The organism is Novosphingobium organovorum, from assembly GCF_022832435.1.
GTDB classification, from domain to species: Bacteria; Pseudomonadota; Alphaproteobacteria; order Sphingomonadales; family Sphingomonadaceae; genus Novosphingobium; species Novosphingobium organovorum.
Genome location: NZ_JALHLF010000013.1, coordinates 1 through 24006, shown reverse-complemented (window position 1 = coordinate 24006; position 24006 = coordinate 1). Strand labels below are relative to the sequence as shown.

Below are 24006 nucleotides of genomic sequence, written 5' to 3'. Positions count from 1 at the left end.
CGTGGTTCGGGCGCGCGGCTCGGACTCGGTTCAGATCGGCTTGGGCCCGATCTGGCCCTTGCGTCCGGTCGCCTGGCGCTCGTTGAACAGGTTGATGACGGCCGCGGCGGTTTCCTCGATCGAGCGGCGGGTGACATCGATCACCGGCCACGAGTTGTCCGCGAACATGCGCCGCGCGTATTTCACTTCGCTGACGACCTTCTCTTCCTGCACGTAGTCGGTATCGGGCGACTGGCTGAGCGAAAGCAGGCGGTTGCGGCGCACCTGGATGAGCCGGTCGGGCGCGGTGGTCAGCCCGACCACCAAAGGCCGCTTGAGACCGTAGAGCGAGGGGGGAGGGGGGCTCTCGGGCACGATCGGAATGTTCGCCACCTTGAAGCCGCGGTTGGCGAGGTAGATCGAGGTCGGCGTCTTGCTGGTGCGCGACACCCCCGCAAGGATGATGTCGGCCTCTTCCCAGTCTTCCCACGCGATGCCGTCATCGTGGGCGATGGTGAACTGGATCGCATCGACGCGCGCGAAGTAGGCATCGTCGAGCCGGTGCTGGCGGCCGGGACGCCCCTTGGCCTCCTGGCCGAGCAGCGCCTCGAGCGCGTCGGTCACCCCGTCGAGCACCGCGATCGCGGGCAGGCCGAGCTGCTGGCACCGCTCTTCGAGCCGGCTGCGGGTTTCCTCGTTGACCAAGGTGAAGAAGACGAGCCCCGGATTGGAGGCGATCTCCCCCATGATCCGGTCGAGATGCTGCTGCGAGCGCACCATCGGCCAGAAGTGGCGCAGGACCTCGGTATCGTCGAACTGCGCGAGCGCCGCCTTGGCGATCATCTCGAGCGTTTCGCCGGTGGAATCGGACAAGAGGTGCAGGTGAAAACGCGCCATAAAGGCTCTTGGTCGTCCTTGTTTGCCCCCAGAGAACCCCAAAGAACGTGAGTCAGGCCCTAGGGATAGCCCTGTGGAAAGCGGGTCCATAAACCACGGGATAGCTCCGGTGACAACTCGCCCCCTGGTTTCGTCCCCACTGCACCGGATTCTCCCCAGCGGTTCTGGACAGGCTGGAGATTCCATCCACACCCTGTGGACAGCGGGAATAATGAATCTTTGACTCCGGACTCATCCAGAGTCGGATGGACTCATTGGCCCTGTTCATCCGGGGACAATTCGGGCATTGCCCGCCAATCCCCGATATCCACAGGGCCAACAGACTCCATCAACCTTTTATAAAAATTCTAAATTTTTTTGTTCGGAACGGAAAAGAACGCGATGCCAGGCCTCCTTCTCGACACTTTGCGCGGCACGAACACGCAAGAACGCCCCATCTGGCTGATGCGCCAGGCCGGGCGCTATCTGCCTGAATACCGGGCCTTGCGGGCTGAGAAGGGCGGCTTCCTCGCGCTGGTCTACGACACCGACGCCGCGGCCGAGATCACGCTTCAACCCATCCGCCGCTTCGGGTTCGACGGCGCGATCCTGTTTTCCGACATTCTGATCGTGCCTTTCGCGATGGGCCAGGACCTCTCGTTCACCGCTGGAGAAGGTCCCCGGCTTTCTCCACGCCTTGTGGACAACGCTCTGGGCGCGCTGACGGCGGTGCCTGAACGGCTGACTCCGATCTACGAAACCGTGCGCAAGGTGCGCGCCCAGCTCGGCCCCGAAACCACCATGCTCGGCTTTGCCGGATCGCCCTGGACTGTCGCCACTTACATGGTCGCAGGCGAGGGCAGCCGCGATCAGGCCGAGACACGCGCGCTGGCCTATCGCGATCCCGAGGGGTTTCAGGCTATCGTGGAGGCGATTGCCGAGGTGACGGTCGACTATCTGTGCGGGCAGATCGAGGCCGGAGCCGAAGCGGTCCAGCTCTTCGATTCCTGGGCGGGCACGCTCTCACCTCAGCAATTCGAACGCTGGGTCATCGCTCCCAACGCGCGGATCGTCGAGGCGGTGCGCGCGCGCCATCCGCAGACTCCGATCATCGGCTTTCCCAAGGGCGCGGGCGAAAAGCTAGCCGCCTATGCCCGTGAGACCCGCGTCGATGCGGTGGGCGTGGATGAAACCATCGACCCGCTATGGGCCGCGCGCGAATTGCCCGAGGGTATGCCTGTGCAGGGCAATTTCGATCCCCTGCTGGTGCTGGCGGGCAGCGAGGACCTCGAACGCCAAGCGATCCGCGTGCTTGATGCCTTCGCCGGGCGGCCCCATGTGTTCAATCTCGGCCACGGTATTGGCCAGCATACCCCGATTGCCCATGTGGAACGGCTTCTCGCGGCCGTCAGGGGCTGGACTCGCCCCTGACCCAAGCCCCAGGCGGGCGACCCCTTTGCAGCGCCTTCACAAGCGCCTAGATAGCCGCCAGCAGGGGCAACGCTTTCGATAGGGACCTACCAGGCGCATGGAGCAGATCTTGCAGACCACCTACCTCTGGCTCAAGGCCGGCCACATCATCTTCGTGATCTTCTGGATGGCCGGGCTGTTCATGCTGCCGCGCTATTTCGTCTACCATCAGGAATCCGAACCCGGCTCGGCCGAAGAGGCGCGCTGGGTCGATCGCGAAGCCAAGCTGCGTAAGATCATCCTGACTCCCTCGATCGTGATGGTCTGGGTGTTCGGCGTGGCCTTGGCGAGCGCGATGGGTTTCTGGTCGGAGCCCTGGCTCCACGCCAAGCTGCTCTTCGTGCTGGCGCTTTCGGCCTATCATGGCTGGCTGGTCAGCTACGCGAAGAAGCTGGCGAAGGGCGAGCGGGCGATGAGCGGCAAGGCGCTGCGGATGCTCAACGAAGTGCCGGGGCTTGTCGCGGTGGTCGTGGTGATCCTCGTGGTGGTCAAGCCGTTTTAAGGTGAGCCCTTTTGAGATGAGGCAGGCAGGTTCGGGAGCATGAGGGCAAGCGCCCTTATAACCTCCATGTAACCTCCATCCGCCGCAAGGCCGGGGTCGCTGATCCCGGCCTTTGCGTTTTGGCGGGCATGACTCATTGACCGCGTGGCTCGCGAGGCGTATTTGCAAGGGCGTCCCGGCTCAAGGGCGGCGGCCAGCTGCGCCTGCCTGCCCGGATCTGCTTTCCCCAAGCCCGATGATCCGCCCGGCCGACACCTCCTTTTTTCCATCTCGGAATTCACAAAGATGCATCTGAAAGAACTCAAGAAAAAAACGCCGGCCGAACTGGTCGAAATGGCCGAGGATCTGGGCGTCGAAGGCGCTTCGACGATGCGCCGCCAGGATCTCATGTTCGGAATCCTGAAGGAAGTCGCCGAGGACGGCGAAGAGATCATGGGCCTTGGCACGATCGAAGTGCTGCCCGACGGTTTCGGCTTCCTGCGCAGCCCCGAGGCGAACTACCTCGCCGGGCCCGACGACATCTACGTATCGCCCAACCAGGTCCGCAAGTGGGGCCTGCGCACAGGGGACACCGTCGAAGGCGAAATCCGCGCCCCGCGCGACGGCGAGCGCTACTTCGCGATCACCAAGCTGACCAAGGTCAACTTTGATGATCCCGACGCCGTGCGCCACCGCACCAACTTCGACAACCTCACCCCGCTCTATCCCGAAGAGCGCCTCAAGCTCGACACCCTCGACCCGACCGTCAAGGACAAGTCGGCCCGCGTGATCGATCTCATCAGCCCGCAGGGCAAGGGCCAGCGCGCGCTGATCGTCGCACCGCCGCGTACCGGTAAGACGGTGCTGCTGCAGAACATGGCCAAGGCCATCACCGACAACCACCCCGAGGTGTTCCTGCTCGTCCTGCTGGTCGACGAACGCCCCGAGGAAGTCACCGACATGCAGCGCTCGGTCAAGGGCGAGGTCATTTCCTCGACCTTCGACGAACCCGCGCAGCGCCACGTCCAGGTCGCCGAAATGGTGATCGAGAAGGCCAAGCGCCTTGTCGAACACAAGCGCGACGTGGTCATCCTGCTCGACTCGATCACCCGTCTGGGCCGCGCCTACAACACCGTGGTGCCGAGCTCCGGCAAGGTGCTGACCGGCGGTGTCGACGCCAACGCCCTGCAGCGTCCCAAGCGCTTCTTCGGTGCGGCGCGCAACATCGAGGAGGGCGGTTCGCTCTCGATCATCGCCACCGCGCTGATCGACACCGGCAGCCGCATGGACGAAGTCATCTTCGAAGAGTTCAAGGGCACCGGTAACTCGGAAATCGTGCTCGACCGCAAGGTCGCGGACAAGCGCATCTTCCCCGCGCTCGACGTGGGCAAGTCGGGCACCCGCAAGGAAGAGCTGCTGGTTCCCAAGGATCAGCTCTCCAAGATGTGGCTGCTGCGCCGCATCCTCATGCAGATGGGCACCGTCGATGCGATGGAGTTCCTGCTCGACAAGATGAAGGACTCCAAGAGCAACGAGGACTTCTTCGCGACGATGAACCAGTAAGGTACGAAACGGGGGCCCTTCTTCGTGACTATCCTGACAGCCCTGATCGCGGGCGGCTCGCTGGGCGGGCCGGGCGCGATCTGGCACCATATCGTGTCCGACTTTGCGAACATCACCGAGCCCGCGGCGCTTGCCGCCTTCGGGCAGGTGCTGATGATCGACCTCCTGCTCGCCGGCGACAACGCGATTGTCGTCGGCGCGCTGGCGGCGGGGCTTCCGGCTAAGGACCGGCGCAAGGTCATCCTGATCGGCATTGGCGCCGCGCTTGTCCTGCGCATCGCCTTCGCGCTCGCGGTGACCTGGCTGCTGGGCATCGTCGGCCTGATCTTCGCGGGCGGGCTCCTGCTCCTGTGGGTCGCCTGGAAGTTCTGGCGCGAGCTGCGCGAGAACGACAACGCGGGTTCGCCCGAGGTCGAGGGGGACGAGCATTCGGGCCTCAGGTCGGCGAAGAGCTTCGTCGGCGCGGCCTGGGCGGTCGCGGTGGCGGACGTCTCGATGAGCCTCGACAACGTGCTCGGGGTTGCGGGCGCGGCGCGCGCGCATCCCGGTATCCTGATCGTCGGGCTGCTGCTTTCGGTGGTGCTGATGGGCCTTGCCGCGAACGTGCTGGCGCGCTTCATCGAACGCTACCGCTGGATCGCCTATCTCGGGCTCGTCGTCATCCTCTATGTCGCGTGCAAGATGATCTACGAGGGGTGGATCGATCCCCAGCTGGGGATCGTCTCGCTGTTCTGATCGGTTCGCCGCCATCAGCCCCGTGGAGATACGAAAAGGGCCCGGATGACCTCATGGTCGTCCGGGCCCTTTTTCGTGGCTGAGCGGCCTTCCTGAGGGCCAGGCAGGGCGTTCAGGGGATCAGCACGGTCGATCCCGTGGTTGCCCGGCTTTCGAGCGCGCGGTGCGCCTCGGCCGCATCGTCCAGCGCGAAGGTCTGCCCGATCTGCGGGGTGAGCACGCCGCTTGCGATCCGTGCGAACAGCTTGGCGCAGGCGGCATCGCGCGTCTCGGGAGTGGCGATGTAGTGGGCGAGGGTGGGGCGCGTGGCGTAGAGCGAGCCACCTCCGCTGCGCATCAGGTCGAGCACGGGGAAGGGCTCTACCGCACCCGAGGCGTTGCCGAAGCTGACCATCAGCCCCCGCGCGCGCAAGCAGGCGAGCGAGGCGTTCCAACTGTCCTTGCCAACGCCGTCGTAGACGACATGGCACATCGCTCCGCCGGTGATCGCCGCGACCTGTTCGGGCAGAGTGGCGAACGGGCCCGACAGTGCATGGTCGGTCGGCACCGTGGCCGCCTTCTCGGCGCTGCCGCAGTGCGCGATCACGGTGACGCCCTTGTCGGTGAGCCAGGGCACGAGCAGCGAGCCGACCCCGCCCGCCGCGGCGTGGACCAGTGCGACGTCGCCCGCCTTGGCCGGGAAGGTATCTTCGGCGAGGTAGCACGCGGTCAGCCCCTTGAGCAGGACTGCGGCGGCAATCATCGGATCGATCGCGTCGGGCACGCGCAGCGCGCCGTCGGCGGGGATCAGCCGGTGCGTCGCGTAGGCGCCGCCGTTGCCGGTGTAGCCGATGCGTTCCCCCACACTGAACCCCTCGGTCCCGTCACCCAGCTCCACGATGCGCCCCACGCTCTCCGAACCGAGCACGATTGGCAGCGCATCGGGATAGAGCCCCTTGCGGTAATAGGTGTCGATGAAGTTGAGGCCGACCGCTTCGGTCTCGATCAGGATCTGGCCGGGGCCGGGTGTGGGGACTTCGAATGTTTCACGTGAAACCTTTTCGGGGCCACCATGCTCGGCGACGATCATGCGGTATCCGGTTGCCATGCTCTGTCCTGTCGTAGTCCTGGAAAGTGGAGAAGGGGGGTCTTTACCGCGCAACGCGGCGAAACGATTCCGCGTTCGCCACGCGCCAGGCGCGGGCATAGTGCGTGCTGTCGGGATCGGCCAGCAGTTGGCCGGGCTTGAGAAAGCGATAAACCTCGTCGAGCGCTCCGGCCTTGGCGCTATCGATGCGCTGGTACATGTCGTGCTGGGTCAGTTCCCAGGGGCTGCGGTAGCCCATCGCGACGACGATTTCGCGCAGCGCGTGGAGCGTCTCCTTCTGGAAGCGGGCAACACGTTCGGCCTTGTCGTCGACCACGAGGCCGCGCTGGCGCCATTCGCTCTGTGTCGCGACGCCGGTCGGGCAGTTGCCGGTGTGGCACTTCATCGACTGGACGCAGCCCAGCGCGAACATGAAGGGGCGCGCCGCGTTGCACCAGTCGGCCCCCAGCGCAAAGGCGCGCGCCATTCCCGCGCCCGAATGGATCTTGCCCGAAGCGCCGAGCCGGATGCGATCCTTGAGATTGGTGCCGACAAGCGCGTTGCGCATCAGGATCAGCCCTTCGCGCAAGGGCATTCCCACATTGTCGGTCAGTTCCTGCGGCGCGGCGCCGGTGCCCCCTTCGGCCCCGTCGACAACGATGAAGTCGGGGGTGATGCCGGTGTCGATCATCGCCTTCATCAGCGCCATGACCTCGTGCGGTTGGCCCACGCACAGCTTGAATCCGGCCGGCTTGCCGCCCGAAAGTTCGCGCAGCCGCTGGACGAATTCGAGCAGTTCGATCGGGGTCGAAAAGGCGGGGTGCGCGGCGGGCGAGATGCAATCCTCGCCGATGTCGACCTTGCGCGCGTCGGCGATCTCGGGGGTGACCTTGGCGCCGGGCAGCACGCCGCCGTGCCCCGGCTTGGCCCCCTGGCTGAGCTTGATCTCGACCATCTTGACCTGGTCGTCCTGCGCCTGCTCGGCGAACAGCTCGGGGTTGAACGAGCCGTCCTTGTTGCGGCACCCGAAGTAGCCGCTGCCCAGTTCCCAGATTAGGTCGCCGCCGTGCTTGCGGTGGTAGCGGCTGATCGAGCCTTCGCCGGTGTCGTGCGCGAAGCCGCCGATCGCCGCCCCCTTGTTGAGCGCCTCGATCGCGTTGGCCGAAAGCGCTCCGAAACTCATCGCCGAAATGTTGAGGAGCGCGGTGTCGTAAGGCTGCGCGCAGTGGTCGCTGCCCACGCGAACGTGCCATGAGTCCGGTGCTTTTTCATTGGGGGCGATCGAGTGGCCGAGCCATTCGTACTCGTCTGAATAGACGTCGAGTTCGGTGCCCATCGGGTGGGTCGAGACTTCGCCCTTGGCGCGGGCATAGACCAGCGCGCGTTCGTCGATGGTGAAGGGGCGCCCCTCGCGATCGCTCTCGACGATATAGGCGCGCAGGAACGGACGAAGGTCCTCGAACAGCCAGCGAACGCGCGCGATCAACGGATAGTTTCGACGCAGGGCATGGCGGTCCTGCACGAAGTCCCAGGCGGTCAGCAGCAGCAGGGGGAAGGTGATCAGCAGCGACCAGTGAAGCCAGCGGACGAAGGCTCCGACAAGGACGAGAGCCAGGATCAGCAGCGGGACGAGGTATCGCGGGCCGGGAAGGAAGCGGGTCACGCGGCGTCTCCCCGATCGGTGGGGGAGACCGCCCCGGTCCGCGCGGTGGACGAGGCCCGAAAGGGGGAAACGGGGACCATGGCACTCTCCTGTGTATCGGCCTGTGTATCCGGTTGCGGCCAGTGTCAATTTTATGGTTCCGGCCGAAGCGCTTGGGATGCGCCGCCCGAGGTTAGGCACTGGTCATGGACTTTGCCAACGCTATGTGTCAGCCTTGGTTGCAAGTCGGATATGAAGAGGCACGGGTGTCGTGGGGCACGGTGCGAAGAGGAGAGCCCAATGAAGGTCAATGTCGAGGTCGAATGCTCCCCCGAAGAGGCTCGGCGCTTTCTCGGCCTTCCCGACGTGACCAGGGCCAATGAGGTCTACGTCGAAGCGGTCACCAACGCGATGAAGGGTGCGGGCAATTTCGACCAGCTTCAGGAACTGACCAAGCAGATGGCACCGATGGGCCAGATGGGTCTCAAGCTGTTTCAGCAGTTCATGGAAACCGGCGTCGCCATGGCGATGAGTGGCGCGGCGCAAAGCCTTGGTGAAAGCTCCAAGAACGATTGAGCAGGCTGGCGCGTGCGGGTCGAATTGCCAGGACGCGCGTGATCTGCTTGATGCGCGGGCCATGACCGATACCATTTTTGCCCTGTCGAGCGGTGCGCCGCCTGCCGCGCTTGGCGTCATCCGCATCAGCGGACCTGCGGCCGGAAAGGCGCTTGCCGCGCTCGCCGGAACGCTTCCCACGCCGCGCCAGGCCAGCCTTCGCTCCTTACGTGTTTCACGTGGAACAGCGCAGGAAGCGCTGCTCGATCAGGCGCTGGTCTTGTGGTTTCCCGGCCCGCGCACGGCGACGGGTGAGGATCTTGCCGAGCTGCATTTGCACGGTGGGCGCGCGGTGGTGCGCGTGGTCGAGGCGGCGCTGGGGCAGCTCGACCTTGGCGAAGACCATCCGATCCGCCCGGCCGAAGCGGGCGAATTCACCCGGCGGGCCTTTGCCAATGGGCGGATTGACCTGGCTGAGGCCGAAGGGCTGGCGGACCTGCTTTCGGCCGAAACCGAGCTGCAACGCCGTGCCGCGATTGCGATGGCGGGCGGCGCCTTTTCGCAGCAAGTGGCGCTCTGGCGCGATCGGGTGCTGAGCGCCTCGGCGGCGGTTGAGGCCATTCTCGATTTTGCGGACGAGGACGACGTGGCGGTCCTGCCCGAGCTCTTCCACGCGGACCTTGGCGCGCTGGCCGATGACCTGACCCGGTGGCTCGAGCGCCCCCGCGCCGAAGCCTTGCGCGAAGGGCTGCGCGTGGTTCTCGCCGGTCCGCCCAACGCGGGCAAGAGCACCTTGTTTAACGCGCTGGTCGAGGACGAGGCGGCGATCACCGCGCCGCTGGCCGGGACCACGCGCGACGTCCTCGTGCGTACCGTGGCGCTTGGCGGCGTCCCCTTTGCCTTCATCGATACGGCGGGCCTGCGCGAGGGGACGGCCGACGGGATCGAGGCGATCGGCATCGACCGTGCACGGGGTGAACTCGACCGGGCCGATCTCGTGCTCTGGCTCGGGCCCGAGGGCGAGGGACCCGTTGGGACCTGGGAAATCGACGCGCAGATCGATCGCGGTGATGTGGCGCGCAAGCGCGCTCCGCTTCACCGGGTGTCGGCGCAGACGGGGGAGGGGCTCGACGTCTTGCGCGACGCGCTTGTCGCGTTCGGTCGCGATCGCCTGCCGCGTCCGGGAGACGTGGCGATCAACCGGCGTCAGGCCGATCTCCTTGGCCGTGCGCGCGTGGCTCTGGCCCGCGCGCAGGGCCAGCGCGATCCGCTGCTGCTGGCCGAAGAGCTGCGCGTGACGCGGGTTGCGTTCGATACCCTGATCGGCCGGACGACGACCGAGGACATGCTCGATGCGCTGTTCGGACGTTTCTGCATCGGCAAATGAGTGCGAAATGGAGGTGGTGTTTCACGTGGAACAGTGCCCAAGGCTTTGACGCTTTCGCGTGGGTGGAGTAAGCGCGAAGCCATGCATTCTTTCGATGTTATCGTGATCGGTGGCGGTCATGCCGGCTGTGAGGCGGCGGCCGTGGCCGCGCGCATGGGCGCGCGCGTCGCGCTGGTCAGTTTCGATCTCGACGCGGTCGGCGCGATGAGCTGCAACCCGGCGATCGGTGGCCTGGGCAAGGGACACCTCGTGCGCGAGGTCGACGCCTTCGACGGCCTCATCGCGCGCGCGGCCGACGCCTCGGCGGTCCACTACCGTATGCTCAACCGCTCGAAGGGCAGCGCGGTGCAGGGGCCGCGCGTCCAGGCCGACCGGCGGCTGTTTAAGGCAGCGATCCACGGTCTGCTCAAGGTGCAGGGGGACCTCACGCTCATCGCCGGCGAAGCCGCCGCGTTGCGGATCGAGCAGGGCCGGGTGGTCGGCATCGACCTCGCCGATGGCACTGCGCTAGCCGCGTCGGCGACAGTCCTTTGCACCGGCACGTTCCTCGGCGGCACTCTGTTTCGCGGTGATGAGCGTCTTGTCGGCGGGCGGATCGGCGAAGCCTCGGCGCAGCGGCTCGCCGCGCAGATGCGCGAGGCGGCGCTGCCGATGGCCCGGCTCAAGACCGGAACGCCGCCGCGGCTCGATGGCCGCACGATCGACTGGGGACGGCTCGACGAGCAACCCTCCGACGGCGAAGGCTGGACCATGTCGGCGATGGGCCAGCGCCATGTCCCACAGGTGTTCTGCGCGATCACGCGGACCAATCCGCGCACGCATGACATCATCCGTGCGAACCTCGATCGCTCGCCGCTGTTCTCGGGCGCGATCGGCGCGCGGGGGCCGCGCTATTGCCCTTCGATCGAGGACAAGATTCACCGCTTTGCCGATCGTGACGGGCACCAGATATTCCTCGAGCCCGAGGGGCTCTCGACCCATCTGGTCTACCCCAACGGGGTCAGCACCTCGCTGCCGACGGATGTGCAGCTCGAAATGATGCGGTCGATGGAAGGGCTCGAAGCGGTCGAGATGGTCGTGCCCGGCTACGCGGTCGAGTACGATCACATCGATCCGCGCGCCCTGCGCCCCAGTCTTGAGCTGCGGGACATGCCGGGGCTCTATTGCGCTGGCCAGATCAACGGCACCACTGGGTACGAGGAAGCCGCCGCGCAAGGGCTCGTGGCCGGGATGCACGCCGCCGCCGCGACGCTGGGGTTCGAGCCCGCGCCGATTGATCGCGCGAACAGCTACATGGCGGTGATGATCGACGATCTCACGCTGCACGGGGTGAGCGAGCCGTACCGCATGTTGACCGCGCGTGCGGAGTACCGTCTTCGCCTGCGCGCGAACAACGCCGCGAGCCGTCTCACGCCGCTCGCCATCGCGGCGGGGACGGTCGGCGAAGAGCGCCGCGCCTGGTTTGCCGAACGCGGTTCGGTGCGTGCGCGTCTCGAATCCGGGCTCGATACGCTGGTGGGGGCAGGGGCGCTCAACGCTGCGGGCTTCGCGGCCCGGCTAGACCTTGGCACGCTGCCCCTGCGCGAGTGGCTGCGCTTTGACGGGATCGATCTGGACGCGCTGGGCGCCTGGATCGATCCGGCCCTGCTCGACGATCCGGCGCTGGTCGAGGAGGTCGGCGAGGATGTGGCCTATGCCCCCTACCTCGAACGCCAGGAGCGTGAGTTGAAAGACTTGCGTGCAAGCGAGGCCTTGCCGCTTGGCGATCACTTCCCCTACGATCAGATTCCGGGTCTTTCGCGCGAGATGGTCGAGCGTCTGACCAAGGCCCGTCCGGCCACGCTGGCCGCAGCGGGACGTATCCCCGGCATCACCCCGGCGGCATTGGCCGCTGTCCTGGTTCGCGCCCGCAAGGAGTCGGCCCGCGCATGATTACCACTGAAACCGAGGCGCGTGCCTGGCTTGAACAGCGCCCCGAATACACCCCCGAAGCAGCCCAACGCCTGGACACGCTGGTTGCGATGCTGGGGCAGGAGAACCAGCAGCAGAACCTCGTCTCGGCCGCCAGCCTCGATCAGGTCTGGCTCCGCCACATTGTCGATTCGGCGCAGCTGCTCGCCCATGTTCCACGTGAAACAAGCGGGGCCTGGTTCGATCTGGGCACTGGAGCCGGATTCCCCGGTCTGGTGATCGCCGCGCTGCGGCCCGATCTCGAAGTGGTCATGGTCGAATCGCGCGCCCGGCGCATCGAATGGCTCGACCGTGCGCGACTCGCCATGGGGCTCGACCGGGCACGGGTGGAAGGGCGGCGGCTCGAACTGGTCGATTCGTGTCACGCCGCGGTCATTTCAGCGCGTGCCTTTGCGCCGCTGCAAAGACTTCTTGAGTTATCCTCGCGATTTTCCACAAGTGACACCCGCTGGGTGTTGCCCAAGGGCCGTTCGGCAAAGCAAGAATTGGAAGACCTTCGCAAGTGGCGGCACGTGTTCCACGTGGAACAGTCCCTGACGGACCCGCAAGCAGGCATCATTGTCGGTACGCTGACCGGCAGGAAGGGGTAAGACCACGTGATCCGTATTGCTATCGCCAACCAGAAGGGTGGCGTCGGAAAGACCACGACGGCCATCAACGTTGCCACCGCGCTTGCCGCGACGGGGTGGAAAACCCTGCTTATCGACCTTGATCCGCAGGGCAACGCCTCGACCGGGATCGGCGTCTATCCGGCCGACCGCGCCTTCTCTTCCTACGACGTTCTCGTCGACAAGAAGGCCGTCGCCGACTGTGTGGTGCCGACCTCGATCCCCGGCCTCGACCTGCTCGCGGCGACGGTCGACCTGTCGGGCGCCGAGGTCGAACTGGTCAACGCCGACGACCGCGCCCACCGCCTGCGCAACGCGCTGCGCGACGATTCGGGCTACGACGTCTGCCTGATCGACTGCCCGCCTTCGCTCGGCCTGCTTACCCTCAACGCACTGACCGCCGCCGACAAGCTGCTCGTCCCGCTGCAGTGCGAGTTCTTCGCGCTGGAAGGGCTGAGCCAGCTGCTCACTACGGTCGAACGCGTCCAGCAGCGCTTCAACCCGGATCTGGGCATCATCGGCATCGTCCTCACCATGTTCGATCGCCGCAACCGTCTGACCGATCAGGTGTCGGACGACGTGCGCTCGTGCCTCGGCCAGCTCATCTTCGAAACCCACATCCCGCGCAACGTGCGCCTGTCCGAAGCGCCCAGCCATGGCGTTCCGGCGCTGATCTACGATCACGCCTGCGCGGGCAGCCGCGCCTACATGGCGCTGGCGCGCGAACTGATTACCCGGCTTCCCGAAACGAGAAAGGCAGCATGAGCGACGACACCGGCCCCCGCATCACGGCGATGAGTCCGTCGGCTTCGCGCAAGTCCCCCAATCGCGGCCTTGGGCGCGGCCTTGGCGCGCTTCTGGGCGAAAGCCGCCGCGAAGAGCCTGTCAGCCCCGCCGCTTCGGGCGAAGCGACAGGAACCGCTGCGGCGAACAACCGGGCCGGAGGGCTGCGTTCGCTGGCAATTGCCGACATCAAGCCCGATCCGCAGCAGCCGCGCCGCTACTTCGACGAGGAAGCGCTCGACGAACTGGCCGCCTCGATCGCGCAGCGCGGGGTGATTCAGCCGATCATCGTGCGTCCGACCGATACCGGCAGCTACCAGCTTGTCGCGGGTGAACGCCGCTGGCGCGCGGCGCAGAAGGCCCAGCTCCACGAAATCCCGGCGCTCGTGCGCGATCTGTCGGATCGCGAGGTCATGGCGCTTGCGCTGATCGAGAACCTCCAGCGTGAGGATCTCAACCCTATCGAAGAAGCGCGCGCCTATCAGCGCCTGTCCGAATCCGAAGGCATGACCCAGGCCGAAATCGCGCGTCTGGTTGACAAGAGCCGCAGCCATGTCGCCAACTTCCAGCGCCTGCTGGCTTTGCCCGACGATGTCGTGCGTCTGGTCGAGAAGGGCGAGCTGTCGATGGGCCACGCGCGTGCGCTGATCGGGTGCGAGGGCGCGGAGGAGATCGCACAAAAGGCGGTTTCCGCGCAGATGTCGGTGCGCGATGTCGAGAAGCTGGTGCGCAAGACCATGCGCGGGGACACCGCGCCGCGCCGCGCTGCGCGCACCGCGCGCGATCCGGCGCACGATGCGGATATCGTCGCGGTGCAAAGCCACCTTGAGGAGTTCCTCGGGCTTCCGGTCAAGATTCAGGCCGACGCCGACCCGCGCTCGGGAACGGTGACGATCCGCTACGCGACGCTCGATCAGCTCGACCTTGTCTGCCAGCGGCTGACCGGCGGCGCGATCTGAGCAAGGGCGCTCAGCCGTTCGATTAGAGCATTTTCCAGTCAGGTGGAATCACCTGACGGTTCAGAAAATGCGTCAAAACAAAAATCGAGAGCGGTCGATCCGATGCAATCTGATCGAAAACCGCTCTAGCGCAGGCTGACGGTCTTGCTGGGGGTGATCTTTACCGCCTTGCTCGGCACGGCCTTGCGCGGCTTGGGGCGGGGCGGGATCGTGCGGCGGGCTGGGCGCTCGGGTTCGTCCTCGGTGACGTATTCGACCGTCTCGGTGCAGTCCGCCTGCGCGGCCGGCAGGCTGCGCTTCGCCGGAGCGATCGCGTAGTCCGGGCGATAGCCGGGCTGGGTGTAGTCCGCGCCGTAGCCTGATCCCGCGCTGTAGGTGGCATAGCCCCCGCTGGTGTAGCGCTTGTAATAGGCATCGAGGTAGGCTTCGCATTCATCGCGCGCGCGGGCGTGATCGGCTGCGCCGTCAATCGCGGCGCCCGCCACGGCGCCGACACCGGCCCCCACCAGAGTCCCGACCGTGCGGTTACCCCGTCCGGCGATGCGGTTGCCCGCCAGCGCTCCCACCGCGCCGCCGATCAGCGCTCCGCCCAGTTGCGAATCGCGCGCGGCGACCTTCTGGCGGCAATCGACCAGCCAGGCGTCGCGCGCGACGGGATCGAACCCGCCGTAACGGACCGGCATCGGGGCGGCGCTCTGGGCAAAGGCTCCGGGGGCTGTAACCACCAAGGCGGCCCCGGCGGCAAGCAGGAGAGGAAGACGCATCGCAGGGCACCCTTTCGCGATAGAAGTCCGATTGGATCGGCATATTAACGCGAAATTTAGCATTGAATTGCACGAAAATCCAAGGATTCAAGGGAGACTGCTTAGGGCATGTCCTGAACTGGGGCAGGAATGACGGATTCAAGGGAGCGTCTTGCCCCGATGAGTCACGACCGCACCGCAGCCGCGCCTCCTTGGCGAAGAAAGCTGTCGTCGACAGTTCGGGGAGCCCGAGGGCGATGGCCCTCGGAAAATCCTCTGCTGTTATCCGATCGCTTCAGCGGCAATCGCGGCGAGGCGCGCGATACCCTCGGCATCGTCCGCGTCGAAGCGGCCGGGCAGGGGGCTGTCGAGATCGATCACCGCGATCACCTTTCCATCTTGCAGGACGGGGACGACGAGTTCGGAGCGGCTGTCCGCATCGCAGGCGATATGGCCGGGAAAGGCGTGGACGTCGGGGACCAGCTGGGTCTCGCCGCTCGCCGCCGCGGCGCCGCACACGCCCGCGCCGAGCGCGATGCGGATGCAGGCGGGCTTGCCGATGAACGGGCCGAGCACCAGCTCGTCTTCGATGCGGCGGTAGAACCCGGCCCAGTTGAGATCGGGAACGAACTGCCAGATCAGCGCGGCGAGATTGGCCATGTTGGCGACGCCATCGCTCTCCCCGGAGACGAGCGCGCGCGCGGCGCTGGCCAGGTCGTCGTAAAGCTCGGGCTTGGGCGCGTTGGCCTCGGGTGCGAATTCATACATGGTGGGGCGTTTAGCCCAAGTCCTTGTTGCCGCAAAGCCGGCGTGGCCCTATCTCGTGAGCCATGCGTACGATCCTGCTCAAGGCCCTAGCGGTCTTCGTCGTTGTTGTCCTGGCCGTGGCGGCCTTCTTCGCCTGGACGCAGTACTCCAACACCTCCGACCTGCCGATCGAGGCGACCGAGGGCAAGGACCCGCAGCTGGTCAAACCCGATCCGCAGACGATACCCAGTGTGTCGCTCGCGCGGACCGAAGGCTGGGGCGAGGGGGAAGCGCCTAAGGCCGCCAAGGGCCTGACGGTGACCCGTTTTGCGCAAGGGCTCGACCATCCGCGCACGATGCTCACGCTGCCCAATGGCGACGTGCTGGTGGCCGAAACCGGCGCTCCCGCCGCAAGCAAGCCCCACGGGCTGACCGGCGCGATCACGCGCTGGGCGATGAACCGCGTGGGCGCGGGCGGCGCTTCGCCTGATACCATCGTGCTGCTGCGTGACACCAATGGCGATGGCAAGGCCGACAAGACCTTCACCTTCCGCCAGGCCGATCTCCAGTCGCCTTCGGGCATGGCCTATCATGACGGCAAGCTCTACATCGCCAACCACAACGCGGTGCTCGAATTCGCCTTTACGCCCGGTGCGACCAAGCTCGAAGGCAAGCCGCGCAAGCTGGTTGACCTGTGGGGCGGGGGCGAGCACTGGATGCGCAACCTCCTCATCAGCCCCGACGGCAAGGACCTTTACGTTGCGGTTGGGTCGGCCACCAACATTGCCGATGACGGCATGGAAGCCGAGACCGGACGCGCCGCGATCTGGGACATCGACACGACCACGGGCCACCAGCGCCAGTTCGCCGCCGGGATGCGCAACCCCAACGGGCTCGACTGGAATCCCTCGACCGGGGAGCTGTGGGCGACGGTGCAGGAGCGCGACATGCTCGGCCCCGATCTCGTGCCGGACTATTTCACCAACGTCCCCGTCGGCGTGCAGTACGGCTGGCCCTGGGTCTACTGGAAGGACACGTTCGATACGCGGGTGGGCTGGGACATGCCGATCAACATGACCGGCTACACCCGCAAGCCCGAATACGCGATGGGCGCGCATACCGCCGTGCTTGGCATGACTTTCGTGAAGGGTGGCGAGCGGCTCGGCACAGCGTTCCAGAACGGGGCTTTCATCGCACGCCATGGCTCGTGGAATCGCCGTCCGGCGGTGGGTTACGACGTCGTCTTCGTGCCCTTTGACGCCAACGGTAACCCGAAGAACGTCAAGCCGGTGCCGGTGCTGACCGGTTTCCTCAAGAGCGATGGCAACGCCCATGGCCGCCCGACCTGGGTTTCCATCGCCGGCGATGGCGCGCTGCTGGTCAGCGACGATACCGCCGGGATCGTGTGGCGCGTGATCGCGCCCGGCGCCAAGCCCGCGCCTGAGGTGAAGCCGGTGGTGACCGAGCACATGAAGCCGCTCAAGGAGCTGATCGACCCGACTTCGCCCGAAGCGCTGCTCAGGCTTCAGGCGGGGCTGCGGCCGGATGCGCCGACGGTTATTCAGTAAAAGATAAGAATTTTATTCAAGGGGTTAATACCCCTTGACCCCAAACGACAGACCCCACCTTTCTCAGCCGACATGGCGCGAGAAAGGTGGGGTCTGTCGTTTGGGGAGCCCGAGGGGGATGGCCCTCGGTTTTACGAAAGCGCCTTGCCCGCACGGCCCGCCAGTTCGTTGACGTATTGCCAGGCCACGCGGCCCGAGCGCGCGCCGCGTCGGCGCGACCATTCGAGCGCGTCGTCGGCTTCGAACGCGAGGCCGAATTCCTGCGCGTAGCCGGTGATGATCGCGAGGTAGGAATCCTGGTCGCAGGCGTGGAAGCCGATCGAGAGGCCAAAGCGGTCGGCCAGCGCCAGGCGATCGTCGACGACATCGCGCGGGTTGATCGGATCGTCCTGCTCGCGCATCGAACGGGCGACGATCGCGCGCCGGTTCGAGGTGACCGCGAGGCGCACGTTGGCCGGACGCGCCTCTACCCCGCCTTCGAGCCACGAACGCAGCAGGCGCGGTCCCGCACCGTCGCTTTCCTCGAAGCCCAGATCGTCGACGAAGACGAGGAAACGGCGGTCGATCGTGCCTAGCGTCGCGAACAGGTCGCTCACGCCCGAAAGCGCGTCCTGCGCCACCTGCACCAGCGCGATGCCGTTGGCGTGTTCGGCCTGGCCCTTGCGGATCGCGGCGCGCAGCAGGGCCGACTTGCCCATCCCGCGCGAGCCCCACAGCAGCATGTCGTGCGCGGCATGGCCTGCGGCGAGGCGCAGGACGTTGGTGACCACGCTCTCCTTCTGCTGGTCGATCCCGCGCAGCATGTTGAGCGCGGGGGCATCGAGCCGGGCGACACCGCGCGCGGTGCTGCCGGTCCAGACATAGGCGGGGTAGCTCCGCCAGTCGGTTTCGGGCGCGGCGGGCGGGGCGAGCCGTTCAAGCGCGTCGGATGAGCGCGCAAGCGCGTCGGATGAGCGCGCAAGCGCGTCAGATGTGCGCGCAAGCGCGTCGGCAATCCGGGCGAGCAGGGCGGTTTGGGCGGCATCGGAGGCTGGGGACGTCATTGTATGCGCTTTTCCTTGGCTTTCGCTGCGCCGGGCTATAGCGCCGGGGTATGCCTACCGCCAGTCGTCCCCGCCTGCTTGCCGCCGATCCTGCCGCGATCTTCGATGCGGCCGAAATCCTGCGCGCAGGTGGCCTTGTCGCGATTCCGACCGAGACGGTCTATGGTCTTGCCGCAAGGGCCGACCGGGACGAATCCGTCGCCGCGATCTACGCCGCGAAAGGTCGGCCGAGTTTCAACCCGCTGATCGTCCATGTCGCCGACCGCGCGGGGGCCGAGGCTATCGCCCAACTCGACGCGCGCGCGGTGGCGCTGGCCGAGGCGTTCTGGCCCGGCCCGCTGACTCTGGTCCTGCCCTTGCGCGAAGGCGCGCCGATCGCCGCCGCGGTCACCGCCGGGCTGCCCACGGTGGCCCTGCGCTGTCCGGCGCACCCGGTCATGCGGGCGGTTATCGCGGCCACCGGCATCCCGCTCGCCGCGCCGTCGGCCAACCGCAGCGGCGCGGTGAGCCCGACTGAGGCCGCGCACGTGGTGGCCTCACTGGGGGACCGGATCGATGCGGTGATCGACGGGGGACCATGCGCGGCGGGGCTGGAATCGACGATCGTCGCGCTGCGCGCCGATGGCACCTGGCAGATCCTGCGTCCGGGGCCGATTCCCACCGACGATCTGGCGCAGGTGCTCGGCAGCGCGCCCGCGGTGGTGACCGACCAGGCGATCGAGGCCCCTGGTCAGCTCGCCAGCCACTACGCCCCCGGCAAGCCGGTGCGGCTCGGCGCGCTGGAGGCCGAAGCGGATGAATTCCATATCGGCTTCGGCATCATTGCCGGGCACGCGAGCCTTTCGCCGGGCGGCGATCTCAACGAGGCGGCGAGCCGGCTCTACGCGTTGCTCCATCAGGGTGCGGCGGACAGCCACCCGCGCATCGCCATCGCCCCGGTCCCCGAAGCGGGCATTGGTGCCGCGATCAACGACCGCCTGCGCCGCGCGGCGGCGTGAGGGCAGAGCCATTTTCGCCCCTCCCACCTGCGGGAGGGGTTGGGGTGGGCCGTTCTGAAGCCACACTGACCGATCGCCCCGCCCCGATAACGGTGCGCTGCCGCAGAACGCGCCTACGCCGCCACGTCGACAAGCCGGGCATCGAGGATGCGCGCAAGGTCCTCGGCGGTCACGCGCAGCTGAAGCCCGCGCTGGCCGCCGTTGAGGAAGATCGCGTCGAACAGGATCGCGGTCTCGTCGATCAGGGTCGGGACATGGCGCATCTGGCCAAGCGGACTGATGCCGCCGACCTTGTAGCCGGTCAGCCGCTCGGCATCGGCGGGCTTCATCATGCTGGCCGACTTGGCGCCGAGCGCGGCGGCGATCTTCTTCATCGAGACTTCGCCGCTGCTGGGAGCGACCACGCAGGCGGGTTTGCCCTCGGCGATGACCATCAGCGTCTTGAACACCTGTTCGGGCTCGGCCCCGATCGCTTCGGCGGCCGCGCGGCCCTTGCTTTCGACGCTGGCGTCGAAAGCGTAGGCGACGAGCGTGTAGGCGATGCCTGCCTCATCGAGTGTGCGGGTGGCGCGGGTTGCCTGGGCCATGGCGGGGGGATGCCTTTGTCGTGTCTTTCGGGAGGAGCGCTTAGCGCCCGTCGCGGTGCAGGCCAAGTCAGAGGCGGTCGAACACCGATCCCATGCGCGGGCTGAACAGCCGCTCATACGTCTTGAGAAGGTGGGTGTCGGTCATCGCGGCCACATGGTCCCCGATGACCCGGATCGCGCCCGAGGCGGCCTCGTAGCGCTCCAGAGCGGTCTTGGGGAGCAGGCGGGCCGGATCGGCGGCAAGCGCTTCGGTCACCGCGACGACCATCGTCTGGCCCTTGAATTCCAGATGCTGGACTTCGGGGCTGGCGATCAGCTCGTCGACGATGAAGCGCTGGAGCGCGTCGAGAAAGGCGCGGCGCGGACCTTCGAGCGTCACCCGCCAGCGCAGCAGGGGTTCGCCGAAGGCTGCTTCCTCGCGGTAGGTCGCGCCGGTCATGAAGTGGCCGACGAGACGGCTTACGTAGCGTTTACGCAGGCCCTCGTCCCCGAACAGGCCCTCGACCATGGCCGAGAACACGTCGTTCCCGCTCTCGCCGGGGTATCTGGCCTTGATCGCGTCGAGGAAGGGGGCGCTCGGCGCGGCGAGCGCACGGGCAAAGGCATCCTTCTGCACCAGGCCAAGCGCGATGGCGTCTTCCAGATCGTGGACGCCGTAGGCGATGTCGTCGGCCAGATCCATGATCGAGCAGTCGAAGCTCTTGTGCCGGGTCTTGCCGTGCTTACCCTCGCGGTGGTCGAGCGCGGTGAAGGCGTCGCGTTCGGCCGGGGAGAGCGGGGCGAGAATCCAGTCGACGACGTCGGCCTCGCTGTCGAGATAGGCCTTGGGCGGCTTGCAGGTGGCCGGGTCGAGCACGCGGATGGTGGTCGGTCCGTCGAGCAGGCGTGGGCGCAGCGCCGGATTTGCCGCGGCGGAAAAGGCGGCGGGGTACTTGAGCACGCCGAGCAGCGTGCGGCGGCACAAGTTCGCGCCCGCGTTGGCGGAAAAGCGTTCGAGCCGGGTAAGCAGGCGCAGCGTCTGGCCATTGCCCTCGAACCCGCCCGCATCGCGCAAGGCGTAGTTGAGCGCCACTTCGCCGCCGTGGCCGAACGGGGGGTGGCCAAAGTCGTGGGTGCAGCCGATGGCGTGAATGAGGCTGCGGTCGGGCAGGTGGGCGGTTGCGGGATGATCGGGAAAGCTCTTGGCGAGCTGGCGTGCGAGGCCGCCTGCGATCTGCGCGACTTCGAGCGAATGGGTGAGGCGGGTGCGGTAGAAGTCGCTGTCGCCAAGGTTGAGGATCTGGGTCTTGCCCTGAAGCCGGCGGAACGAGGCGGAATGGACCACGCGCGCGTAGTCGATATCGCCATCCTCGCGCGCGTCCTCGGCCTGCGCGGACCAGGCTTCACGCCGTGCGTACCAGTTCATGCGATCACCATGGCGAAGCTATTCCACCGCGTCGAGCAAGGGTCAATCGCCGCGCAGGTCCTCGATCCGCGCGTAGTCGGCGCGCGCGGCATCGCAGGCGGCCTGATCGCCTTTCTGGCAGGCCTTTCGTTCGCGTTTGTACTGCCGCTCAAGCGTGTCGAGCCGCTTGCGCATCTTGCGGCCGCGATTCTCGTCGGCTTCGGACTGGCTGGTGGTGGCAAGGTCCACGCCCTTGCCGACCACGCGCACCGGTGCGGTGGCCACTTTGGTGACGGTGCCCACGCAGCCGCCCAGAAGGGCAGACGCGGCGAGAGCCAGCAACGGGGCGGCCAGTCGGCGCGCGGGAAAACGGGACAGGGGCATCACGGGCGATGCTGTCACGAAGCGGCGCCGCGCGCAACGCCCAAGCCGACAGCGGATCCGTTGGGCGGGCTGAGGCGAGTGGGCGCACGAAAAAGGGGCCGCTTCGCGAGGAAGCGGCCCCTTTTTCACGCCGGGTCGGTGGCGAAAGGCGCTCAGGCGCTTTCGGTCGACTCGTAGTACTTGGGCGCGTGCTCGTTGAGGATCGCGAGGATCTTCTTGAGCGCGGCGGGCTCGTCGGTCTTTTCCATCGCGGCCAGTTCGCGTGCGAGACGCGAGGAGGCGGCTTCGAAGATCTGCCGTTCCGAATAGCTCTGCTCGGGCTGGTCGTCGGCGCGGAACAGGTCGCGGGTCACTTCGGCGATCGAGACGAGATCGCCCGAGTTGATCTTGGCTTCGTATTCCTGGGCGCGGCGCGACCACATCGTGCGCTTGACCTTGGGCTTGCCCTTGAGCGTGTCGAGCGCTTCGCGCAGGGTCTTGTCCGAGGACAGCTTGCGCATGCCGATCGATTCAACCTTGTTGACCGGGACGCGCAGCGTCATACGCTCTTTTTCGAACCGCAAAACGTAGAGTTCGAGCTGCATGCCGGCAATTTCCTGCTTCTGCAGCTCGATCACACGGCCCACGCCGTGCTTGGGATAAACGACGTAATCTCCAACATCGAAGGCATCGGCCTTGGTTGCCATGTATCGTCCTTTCACCTGCAGGGGTGATATGCGTGAACGCGTGGAAAAAGAGTGTCCCGTCGGCTTGCGACCTGGAGGCACGAATACCTCCGCCGTCCGGTCAGATTACTCTCCCACCGTTTGCTTTCGAACCCTGCCTCGTCATGAAAAATCTCTGCCGAACGAGTGAGTCCTCGGGCAGTCGGCCGATTATATAGCATGGATGTGACAAAATATCCAGTGCCGGACGCACGAATCCGGCCGGTCACGGGCTGGTCTCTGCGTTCTGGACAATTCCGACCCGAATTGAAACGGTTATTCGCCGTTTCCTGTCCGAAGGAAGGCGCCGATCAGTCGCCTTCGCCGGGCTCGGGCGAGAAATGCGTCTCGAGCTTGTTCTCGACGTCCTTGAGCTCGTCGGCCTCGGGCAGCGCGTCCTTCTTCGAGGTCAGGTTGGGCCACTCGGCCGAATACTTGGCGTTGAGTTCGATCCACGCCTCGAGGCCGCTTTCGGTGTCGGGCAGGATCGCCTCGGCCGGGCACTCGGGCTCGCACACGCCGCAGTCGATGCACTCGCTGGGGTTGATGACGAGCATGTTCTCGCCCTCGTAGAAGCAATCGACCGGGCAAACCTCGACGCAGTCCGTGTACTTGCAGGCGATGCAGGCGTCGGTGACGACGTAGGTCATGACGGCGAAATCCTTTTCGAGAACTCTAGTGCTGAAGCGGAGCCGCTACGGGATGAGACGGGCTGGCGTCAAGCACTCTGTAGCACGCCTGGGCCTCGGAGGCGGGCCCGCGGCGGGTGGGAAGGGCAAGAATTTCTATCACCCTGACGTGCGCGCCTATCGGCACGGTCAGCACGTCGCCCGGTGCGACCTTCTGGTGGGCGCGTTCGATCCGGCGCCCGTTAAGCCGCATGTGGCCTTCCTGCGCGAGCCCCTGGGCGACCGTGCGCGTCTTGGCGAGGCGCAGGAACCACAAGAGCTTGTCGATGCGCATCAGCAGGCCCTCACCCCCGCACCGTGCCGGTTGCACGGGCGAGGGCCTGCCGGGATCATCAGCGCACCATCCCCGCGAGCGCGGCGAACGCGCTGCCTTCGCGCACCTGCGGGGTGCGAGGGGCCTGCGGCGCGGCCTGGCGGCGCGGCNGCGGCGGACGCCAGGTCCAGCGCACCGGCGCGGGCGGCCCGTGCATGGTATCGGCGAGCGGCTTGGGCTCGAGCGGCTGGAACCCGCCCAGGCGCAGCAGGCGCGCATAGCTGGCGGTGGTCAGCCCCATCGAGACGGCGCGCGCCGGATCGAGCGTGAAGCTCGCGCGCGCCCCCCCCTTGGGGCCGCCCTTGCGGGCCTGATCGGGGTGTGCACCGCGGTGGCCGTTCCTGCCCTTGCCGCCTCGGCCGCGCTGGCCTTTCCGGCCCTTGGCGGGCTTGGCGTCATCGCTTTGGGCCTGTTCGCCGCTTTCCGGCTGTGCCTCCACCGCTTCGGGAGCGGGCTGGGCGGTCTCGATCGCCGGGGGGGTGTCCACCGCCGGCGTTTCGGGCGCGCCGGGTTCGGCTGCGGTGGATTCGATCGGGGGAGCGGGCTGGGCTTGCGCGGCCGACGCCGCGGCGGCTTCCTCCTGGGCCTGGGCCTGTTCGCGCGCCTGTTCGCGCTGGGTGTGCGCCTCGCGCAGCAGCTTTTCGGCCATGTCGAGGCGGATCAACTGCTTGCCAAGGCCACGGTAGCCCGGAATCCGGTCGCGCTTGGACGCGGTGATCGCGGGCGGCATCTCGGCCTCGGGCGCCCCGCCGCGCGGCGCACGCCCCGCGA

24 protein-coding genes are annotated in these 24006 nt (G+C 66.7%); 12 read left to right on the top strand and 12 right to left on the bottom strand.

Going from position 1 to position 24006, the window contains the following annotated elements:
• Positions 1-30: 30 nt before the first annotated feature.
• On the bottom strand, positions 31-876 hold the full coding sequence (locus MTR62_RS05785) for a pyruvate, water dikinase regulatory protein (protein WP_244017901.1): 846 nt from the start codon (positions 874-876) through the stop codon (positions 31-33).
• Positions 877-1257: 381 nt separating this feature from the next.
• Between MTR62_RS05785 and hemE the strand changes: the two genes are divergently transcribed.
• From hemE to MTR62_RS05765, 4 genes are all read left to right on the top strand, one after another.
• The gene (gene hemE / locus MTR62_RS05780) at positions 1258-2286 is read left to right on the top strand and encodes a uroporphyrinogen decarboxylase (protein WP_244017899.1); all 1029 of its coding nucleotides are present in this window, start codon (positions 1258-1260) and stop codon (positions 2284-2286) included.
• A 97-nt stretch (positions 2287-2383) separates the two neighbouring features.
• Positions 2384-2827: a CopD family protein gene (locus MTR62_RS05775; protein ID WP_244017898.1), complete on the top strand. Its 444-nt coding sequence runs from the start codon at positions 2384-2386 to the stop codon at positions 2825-2827.
• A gap of 285 nt (positions 2828-3112) precedes the next feature.
• Complete coding sequence (gene rho / locus MTR62_RS05770) at positions 3113-4369, top strand: transcription termination factor Rho (protein ID WP_244017896.1); 1257 nt, start codon at positions 3113-3115, stop codon at positions 4367-4369.
• Positions 4370-4393: 24 nt separating this feature from the next.
• A complete protein-coding gene (locus MTR62_RS05765) occupies positions 4394-5104 on the top strand; it encodes a TerC family protein (protein WP_244017893.1) in 711 nt (236 codons plus the stop codon).
• Positions 5105-5216: 112 nt separating this feature from the next.
• On the opposite strand, the gene MTR62_RS05760 is transcribed toward MTR62_RS05765, so the two are convergent.
• Both MTR62_RS05760 and MTR62_RS05755 read right to left on the bottom strand, forming a co-directional pair.
• Positions 5217-6191 (bottom strand): quinone oxidoreductase family protein, encoded by a 975-nt coding sequence (locus MTR62_RS05760; RefSeq protein WP_244017891.1) that lies wholly within the window; start codon positions 6189-6191, stop codon positions 5217-5219.
• Between the two features lie 43 nt (positions 6192-6234).
• Positions 6235-7833 (bottom strand): FMN-binding glutamate synthase family protein, encoded by a 1599-nt coding sequence (locus MTR62_RS05755; RefSeq protein WP_407672614.1) that lies wholly within the window; start codon positions 7831-7833, stop codon positions 6235-6237.
• 279 nt (positions 7834-8112) lie between these two features.
• Here MTR62_RS05755 and MTR62_RS05750 point away from each other — a divergent pair, with 279 nt between their 5' ends.
• The 6 genes from MTR62_RS05750 (at position 8113) to MTR62_RS05725 (ending at position 14075) form a co-directional block, all read left to right on the top strand.
• Positions 8113-8388 (top strand): DUF6489 family protein, encoded by a 276-nt coding sequence (locus MTR62_RS05750; protein ID WP_244017889.1) that lies wholly within the window; start codon positions 8113-8115, stop codon positions 8386-8388.
• A gap of 61 nt (positions 8389-8449) precedes the next feature.
• Positions 8450-9754, top strand: a complete 1305-nt coding sequence (gene mnmE / locus MTR62_RS05745; RefSeq protein WP_244017887.1) for a tRNA uridine-5-carboxymethylaminomethyl(34) synthesis GTPase MnmE — start codon at positions 8450-8452, stop codon at positions 9752-9754.
• An 81-nt stretch (positions 9755-9835) separates the two neighbouring features.
• Positions 9836-11686, top strand: coding sequence for a tRNA uridine-5-carboxymethylaminomethyl(34) synthesis enzyme MnmG (gene mnmG, locus MTR62_RS05740; RefSeq protein WP_244017885.1), 1851 nt, complete (start codon positions 9836-9838; stop codon positions 11684-11686).
• Complete coding sequence (gene rsmG / locus MTR62_RS05735; protein ID WP_244017883.1) at positions 11683-12315, top strand: 16S rRNA (guanine(527)-N(7))-methyltransferase RsmG; 633 nt, start codon at positions 11683-11685, stop codon at positions 12313-12315. The genes mnmG and rsmG overlap by 4 nt, the downstream gene beginning before the upstream one ends.
• Positions 12316-12321: 6 nt before the next feature.
• Positions 12322-13098, top strand: coding sequence for a ParA family protein (locus MTR62_RS05730; protein WP_244017881.1), 777 nt, complete (start codon positions 12322-12324; stop codon positions 13096-13098).
• Complete coding sequence (locus MTR62_RS05725; protein ID WP_244017879.1) at positions 13095-14075, top strand: ParB/RepB/Spo0J family partition protein; 981 nt, start codon at positions 13095-13097, stop codon at positions 14073-14075. Before MTR62_RS05730 ends, MTR62_RS05725 begins: the two co-directional genes overlap by 4 nt.
• 125 nt (positions 14076-14200) lie before the next feature.
• Here the strand turns inward: MTR62_RS05725 and MTR62_RS05720 are convergent, their stop codons facing one another.
• Positions 14201-14839: a glycine zipper 2TM domain-containing protein gene (locus MTR62_RS05720; RefSeq protein ID WP_244017877.1), complete on the bottom strand. Its 639-nt coding sequence runs from the start codon at positions 14837-14839 to the stop codon at positions 14201-14203.
• 261 nt (positions 14840-15100) lie between these two features.
• Positions 15101-15586 carry a GAF domain-containing protein gene (locus MTR62_RS05715; protein WP_244017875.1) on the bottom strand — a complete coding sequence of 162 codons (486 nt, stop codon included), beginning with the start codon at positions 15584-15586 and terminating at the stop codon, positions 15101-15103.
• A 62-nt stretch (positions 15587-15648) separates the two neighbouring features.
• On the opposite strand from MTR62_RS05715, the gene MTR62_RS05710 reads away from it, so the two are divergent.
• On the top strand, positions 15649-17133 hold the full coding sequence (locus MTR62_RS05710; RefSeq protein WP_244017873.1) for a PQQ-dependent sugar dehydrogenase: 1485 nt from the start codon (positions 15649-15651) through the stop codon (positions 17131-17133).
• Positions 17134-17264: 131 nt separating this feature from the next.
• Here MTR62_RS05710 and MTR62_RS05705 read toward each other — a convergent pair whose 3' ends face one another.
• A complete protein-coding gene (locus tag MTR62_RS05705) occupies positions 17265-18176 on the bottom strand; it encodes a DUF815 domain-containing protein (protein ID WP_244017871.1) in 912 nt (303 codons plus the stop codon).
• 50 nt (positions 18177-18226) lie between these two features.
• Between MTR62_RS05705 and MTR62_RS05700 the strand changes: the two genes are divergently transcribed.
• Positions 18227-19174 carry an L-threonylcarbamoyladenylate synthase gene (locus MTR62_RS05700; protein WP_244017869.1) on the top strand — a complete coding sequence of 316 codons (948 nt, stop codon included), beginning with the start codon at positions 18227-18229 and terminating at the stop codon, positions 19172-19174.
• Between the two features lie 113 nt (positions 19175-19287).
• On the opposite strand, the gene ybaK is transcribed toward MTR62_RS05700, so the two are convergent.
• The 6 genes from ybaK to MTR62_RS05670 form a co-directional block, all read right to left on the bottom strand.
• On the bottom strand, positions 19288-19761 hold the full coding sequence (ybaK, locus tag MTR62_RS05695) for a Cys-tRNA(Pro) deacylase (RefSeq protein ID WP_244017867.1): 474 nt from the start codon (positions 19759-19761) through the stop codon (positions 19288-19290).
• Between the two features lie 67 nt (positions 19762-19828).
• Positions 19829-21166, bottom strand: coding sequence for an anti-phage deoxyguanosine triphosphatase (locus MTR62_RS05690; RefSeq protein WP_244017865.1), 1338 nt, complete (start codon positions 21164-21166; stop codon positions 19829-19831).
• 42 nt (positions 21167-21208) lie between these two features.
• The gene (locus MTR62_RS05685) at positions 21209-21529 is read right to left on the bottom strand and encodes a hypothetical protein (RefSeq protein WP_244017863.1); all 321 of its coding nucleotides are present in this window, start codon (positions 21527-21529) and stop codon (positions 21209-21211) included.
• 152 nt (positions 21530-21681) lie between these two features.
• Positions 21682-22215, bottom strand: a complete 534-nt coding sequence (locus tag MTR62_RS05680) for a CarD family transcriptional regulator (protein WP_244017861.1) — start codon at positions 22213-22215, stop codon at positions 21682-21684.
• Positions 22216-22544: 329 nt separating this feature from the next.
• Positions 22545-22883 (bottom strand): ferredoxin FdxA, encoded by a 339-nt coding sequence (gene fdxA, locus MTR62_RS05675; RefSeq protein WP_244017859.1) that lies wholly within the window; start codon positions 22881-22883, stop codon positions 22545-22547.
• Between the two features lie 25 nt (positions 22884-22908).
• Positions 22909-23196: an RNA-binding S4 domain-containing protein gene (locus tag MTR62_RS05670; RefSeq protein WP_244017857.1), complete on the bottom strand. Its 288-nt coding sequence runs from the start codon at positions 23194-23196 to the stop codon at positions 22909-22911.
• Positions 23197-24006 lie beyond the last annotated feature (810 nt).

Coding starts and splice junctions, on each gene's coding strand:
- hemE (WP_244017899.1), top strand. CDS start 1,258: ATGCCAGGCCTCCTTCTCGACACTTTGCGCGGCACGAACACGCAAGAA.
- fdxA (WP_244017859.1), bottom strand. CDS start 22,883: ATGACCTACGTCGTCACCGACGCCTGCATCGCCTGCAAGTACACGGAC.
- MTR62_RS05705 (WP_244017871.1), bottom strand. CDS start 18,176: ATGACGTCCCCAGCCTCCGATGCCGCCCAAACCGCCCTGCTCGCCCGG.
- MTR62_RS05710 (WP_244017873.1), top strand. CDS start 15,649: ATGCGTACGATCCTGCTCAAGGCCCTAGCGGTCTTCGTCGTTGTTGTC.
- MTR62_RS05720 (WP_244017877.1), bottom strand. CDS start 14,839: ATGCGTCTTCCTCTCCTGCTTGCCGCCGGGGCCGCCTTGGTGGTTACA.
- MTR62_RS05785 (WP_244017901.1), bottom strand. CDS start 876: ATGGCGCGTTTTCACCTGCACCTCTTGTCCGATTCCACCGGCGAAACG.
- rho (WP_244017896.1), top strand. CDS start 3,113: ATGCATCTGAAAGAACTCAAGAAAAAAACGCCGGCCGAACTGGTCGAA.
- rsmG (WP_244017883.1), top strand. CDS start 11,683: ATGATTACCACTGAAACCGAGGCGCGTGCCTGGCTTGAACAGCGCCCC.
- MTR62_RS05725 (WP_244017879.1), top strand. CDS start 13,095: ATGAGCGACGACACCGGCCCCCGCATCACGGCGATGAGTCCGTCGGCT.
- MTR62_RS05680 (WP_244017861.1), bottom strand. CDS start 22,215: ATGGCAACCAAGGCCGATGCCTTCGATGTTGGAGATTACGTCGTTTAT.
- MTR62_RS05715 (WP_244017875.1), bottom strand. CDS start 15,586: ATGTATGAATTCGCACCCGAGGCCAACGCGCCCAAGCCCGAGCTTTAC.
- MTR62_RS05700 (WP_244017869.1), top strand. CDS start 18,227: ATGCCTACCGCCAGTCGTCCCCGCCTGCTTGCCGCCGATCCTGCCGCG.
- MTR62_RS05750 (WP_244017889.1), top strand. CDS start 8,113: ATGAAGGTCAATGTCGAGGTCGAATGCTCCCCCGAAGAGGCTCGGCGC.
- MTR62_RS05670 (WP_244017857.1), bottom strand. CDS start 23,196: ATGCGCATCGACAAGCTCTTGTGGTTCCTGCGCCTCGCCAAGACGCGC.
- mnmE (WP_244017887.1), top strand. CDS start 8,450: ATGACCGATACCATTTTTGCCCTGTCGAGCGGTGCGCCGCCTGCCGCG.
- MTR62_RS05685 (WP_244017863.1), bottom strand. CDS start 21,529: ATGCCCCTGTCCCGTTTTCCCGCGCGCCGACTGGCCGCCCCGTTGCTG.
- MTR62_RS05690 (WP_244017865.1), bottom strand. CDS start 21,166: ATGAACTGGTACGCACGGCGTGAAGCCTGGTCCGCGCAGGCCGAGGAC.
- mnmG (WP_244017885.1), top strand. CDS start 9,836: ATGCATTCTTTCGATGTTATCGTGATCGGTGGCGGTCATGCCGGCTGT.
- MTR62_RS05775 (WP_244017898.1), top strand. CDS start 2,384: ATGGAGCAGATCTTGCAGACCACCTACCTCTGGCTCAAGGCCGGCCAC.
- ybaK (WP_244017867.1), bottom strand. CDS start 19,761: ATGGCCCAGGCAACCCGCGCCACCCGCACACTCGATGAGGCAGGCATC.
- MTR62_RS05760 (WP_244017891.1), bottom strand. CDS start 6,191: ATGGCAACCGGATACCGCATGATCGTCGCCGAGCATGGTGGCCCCGAA.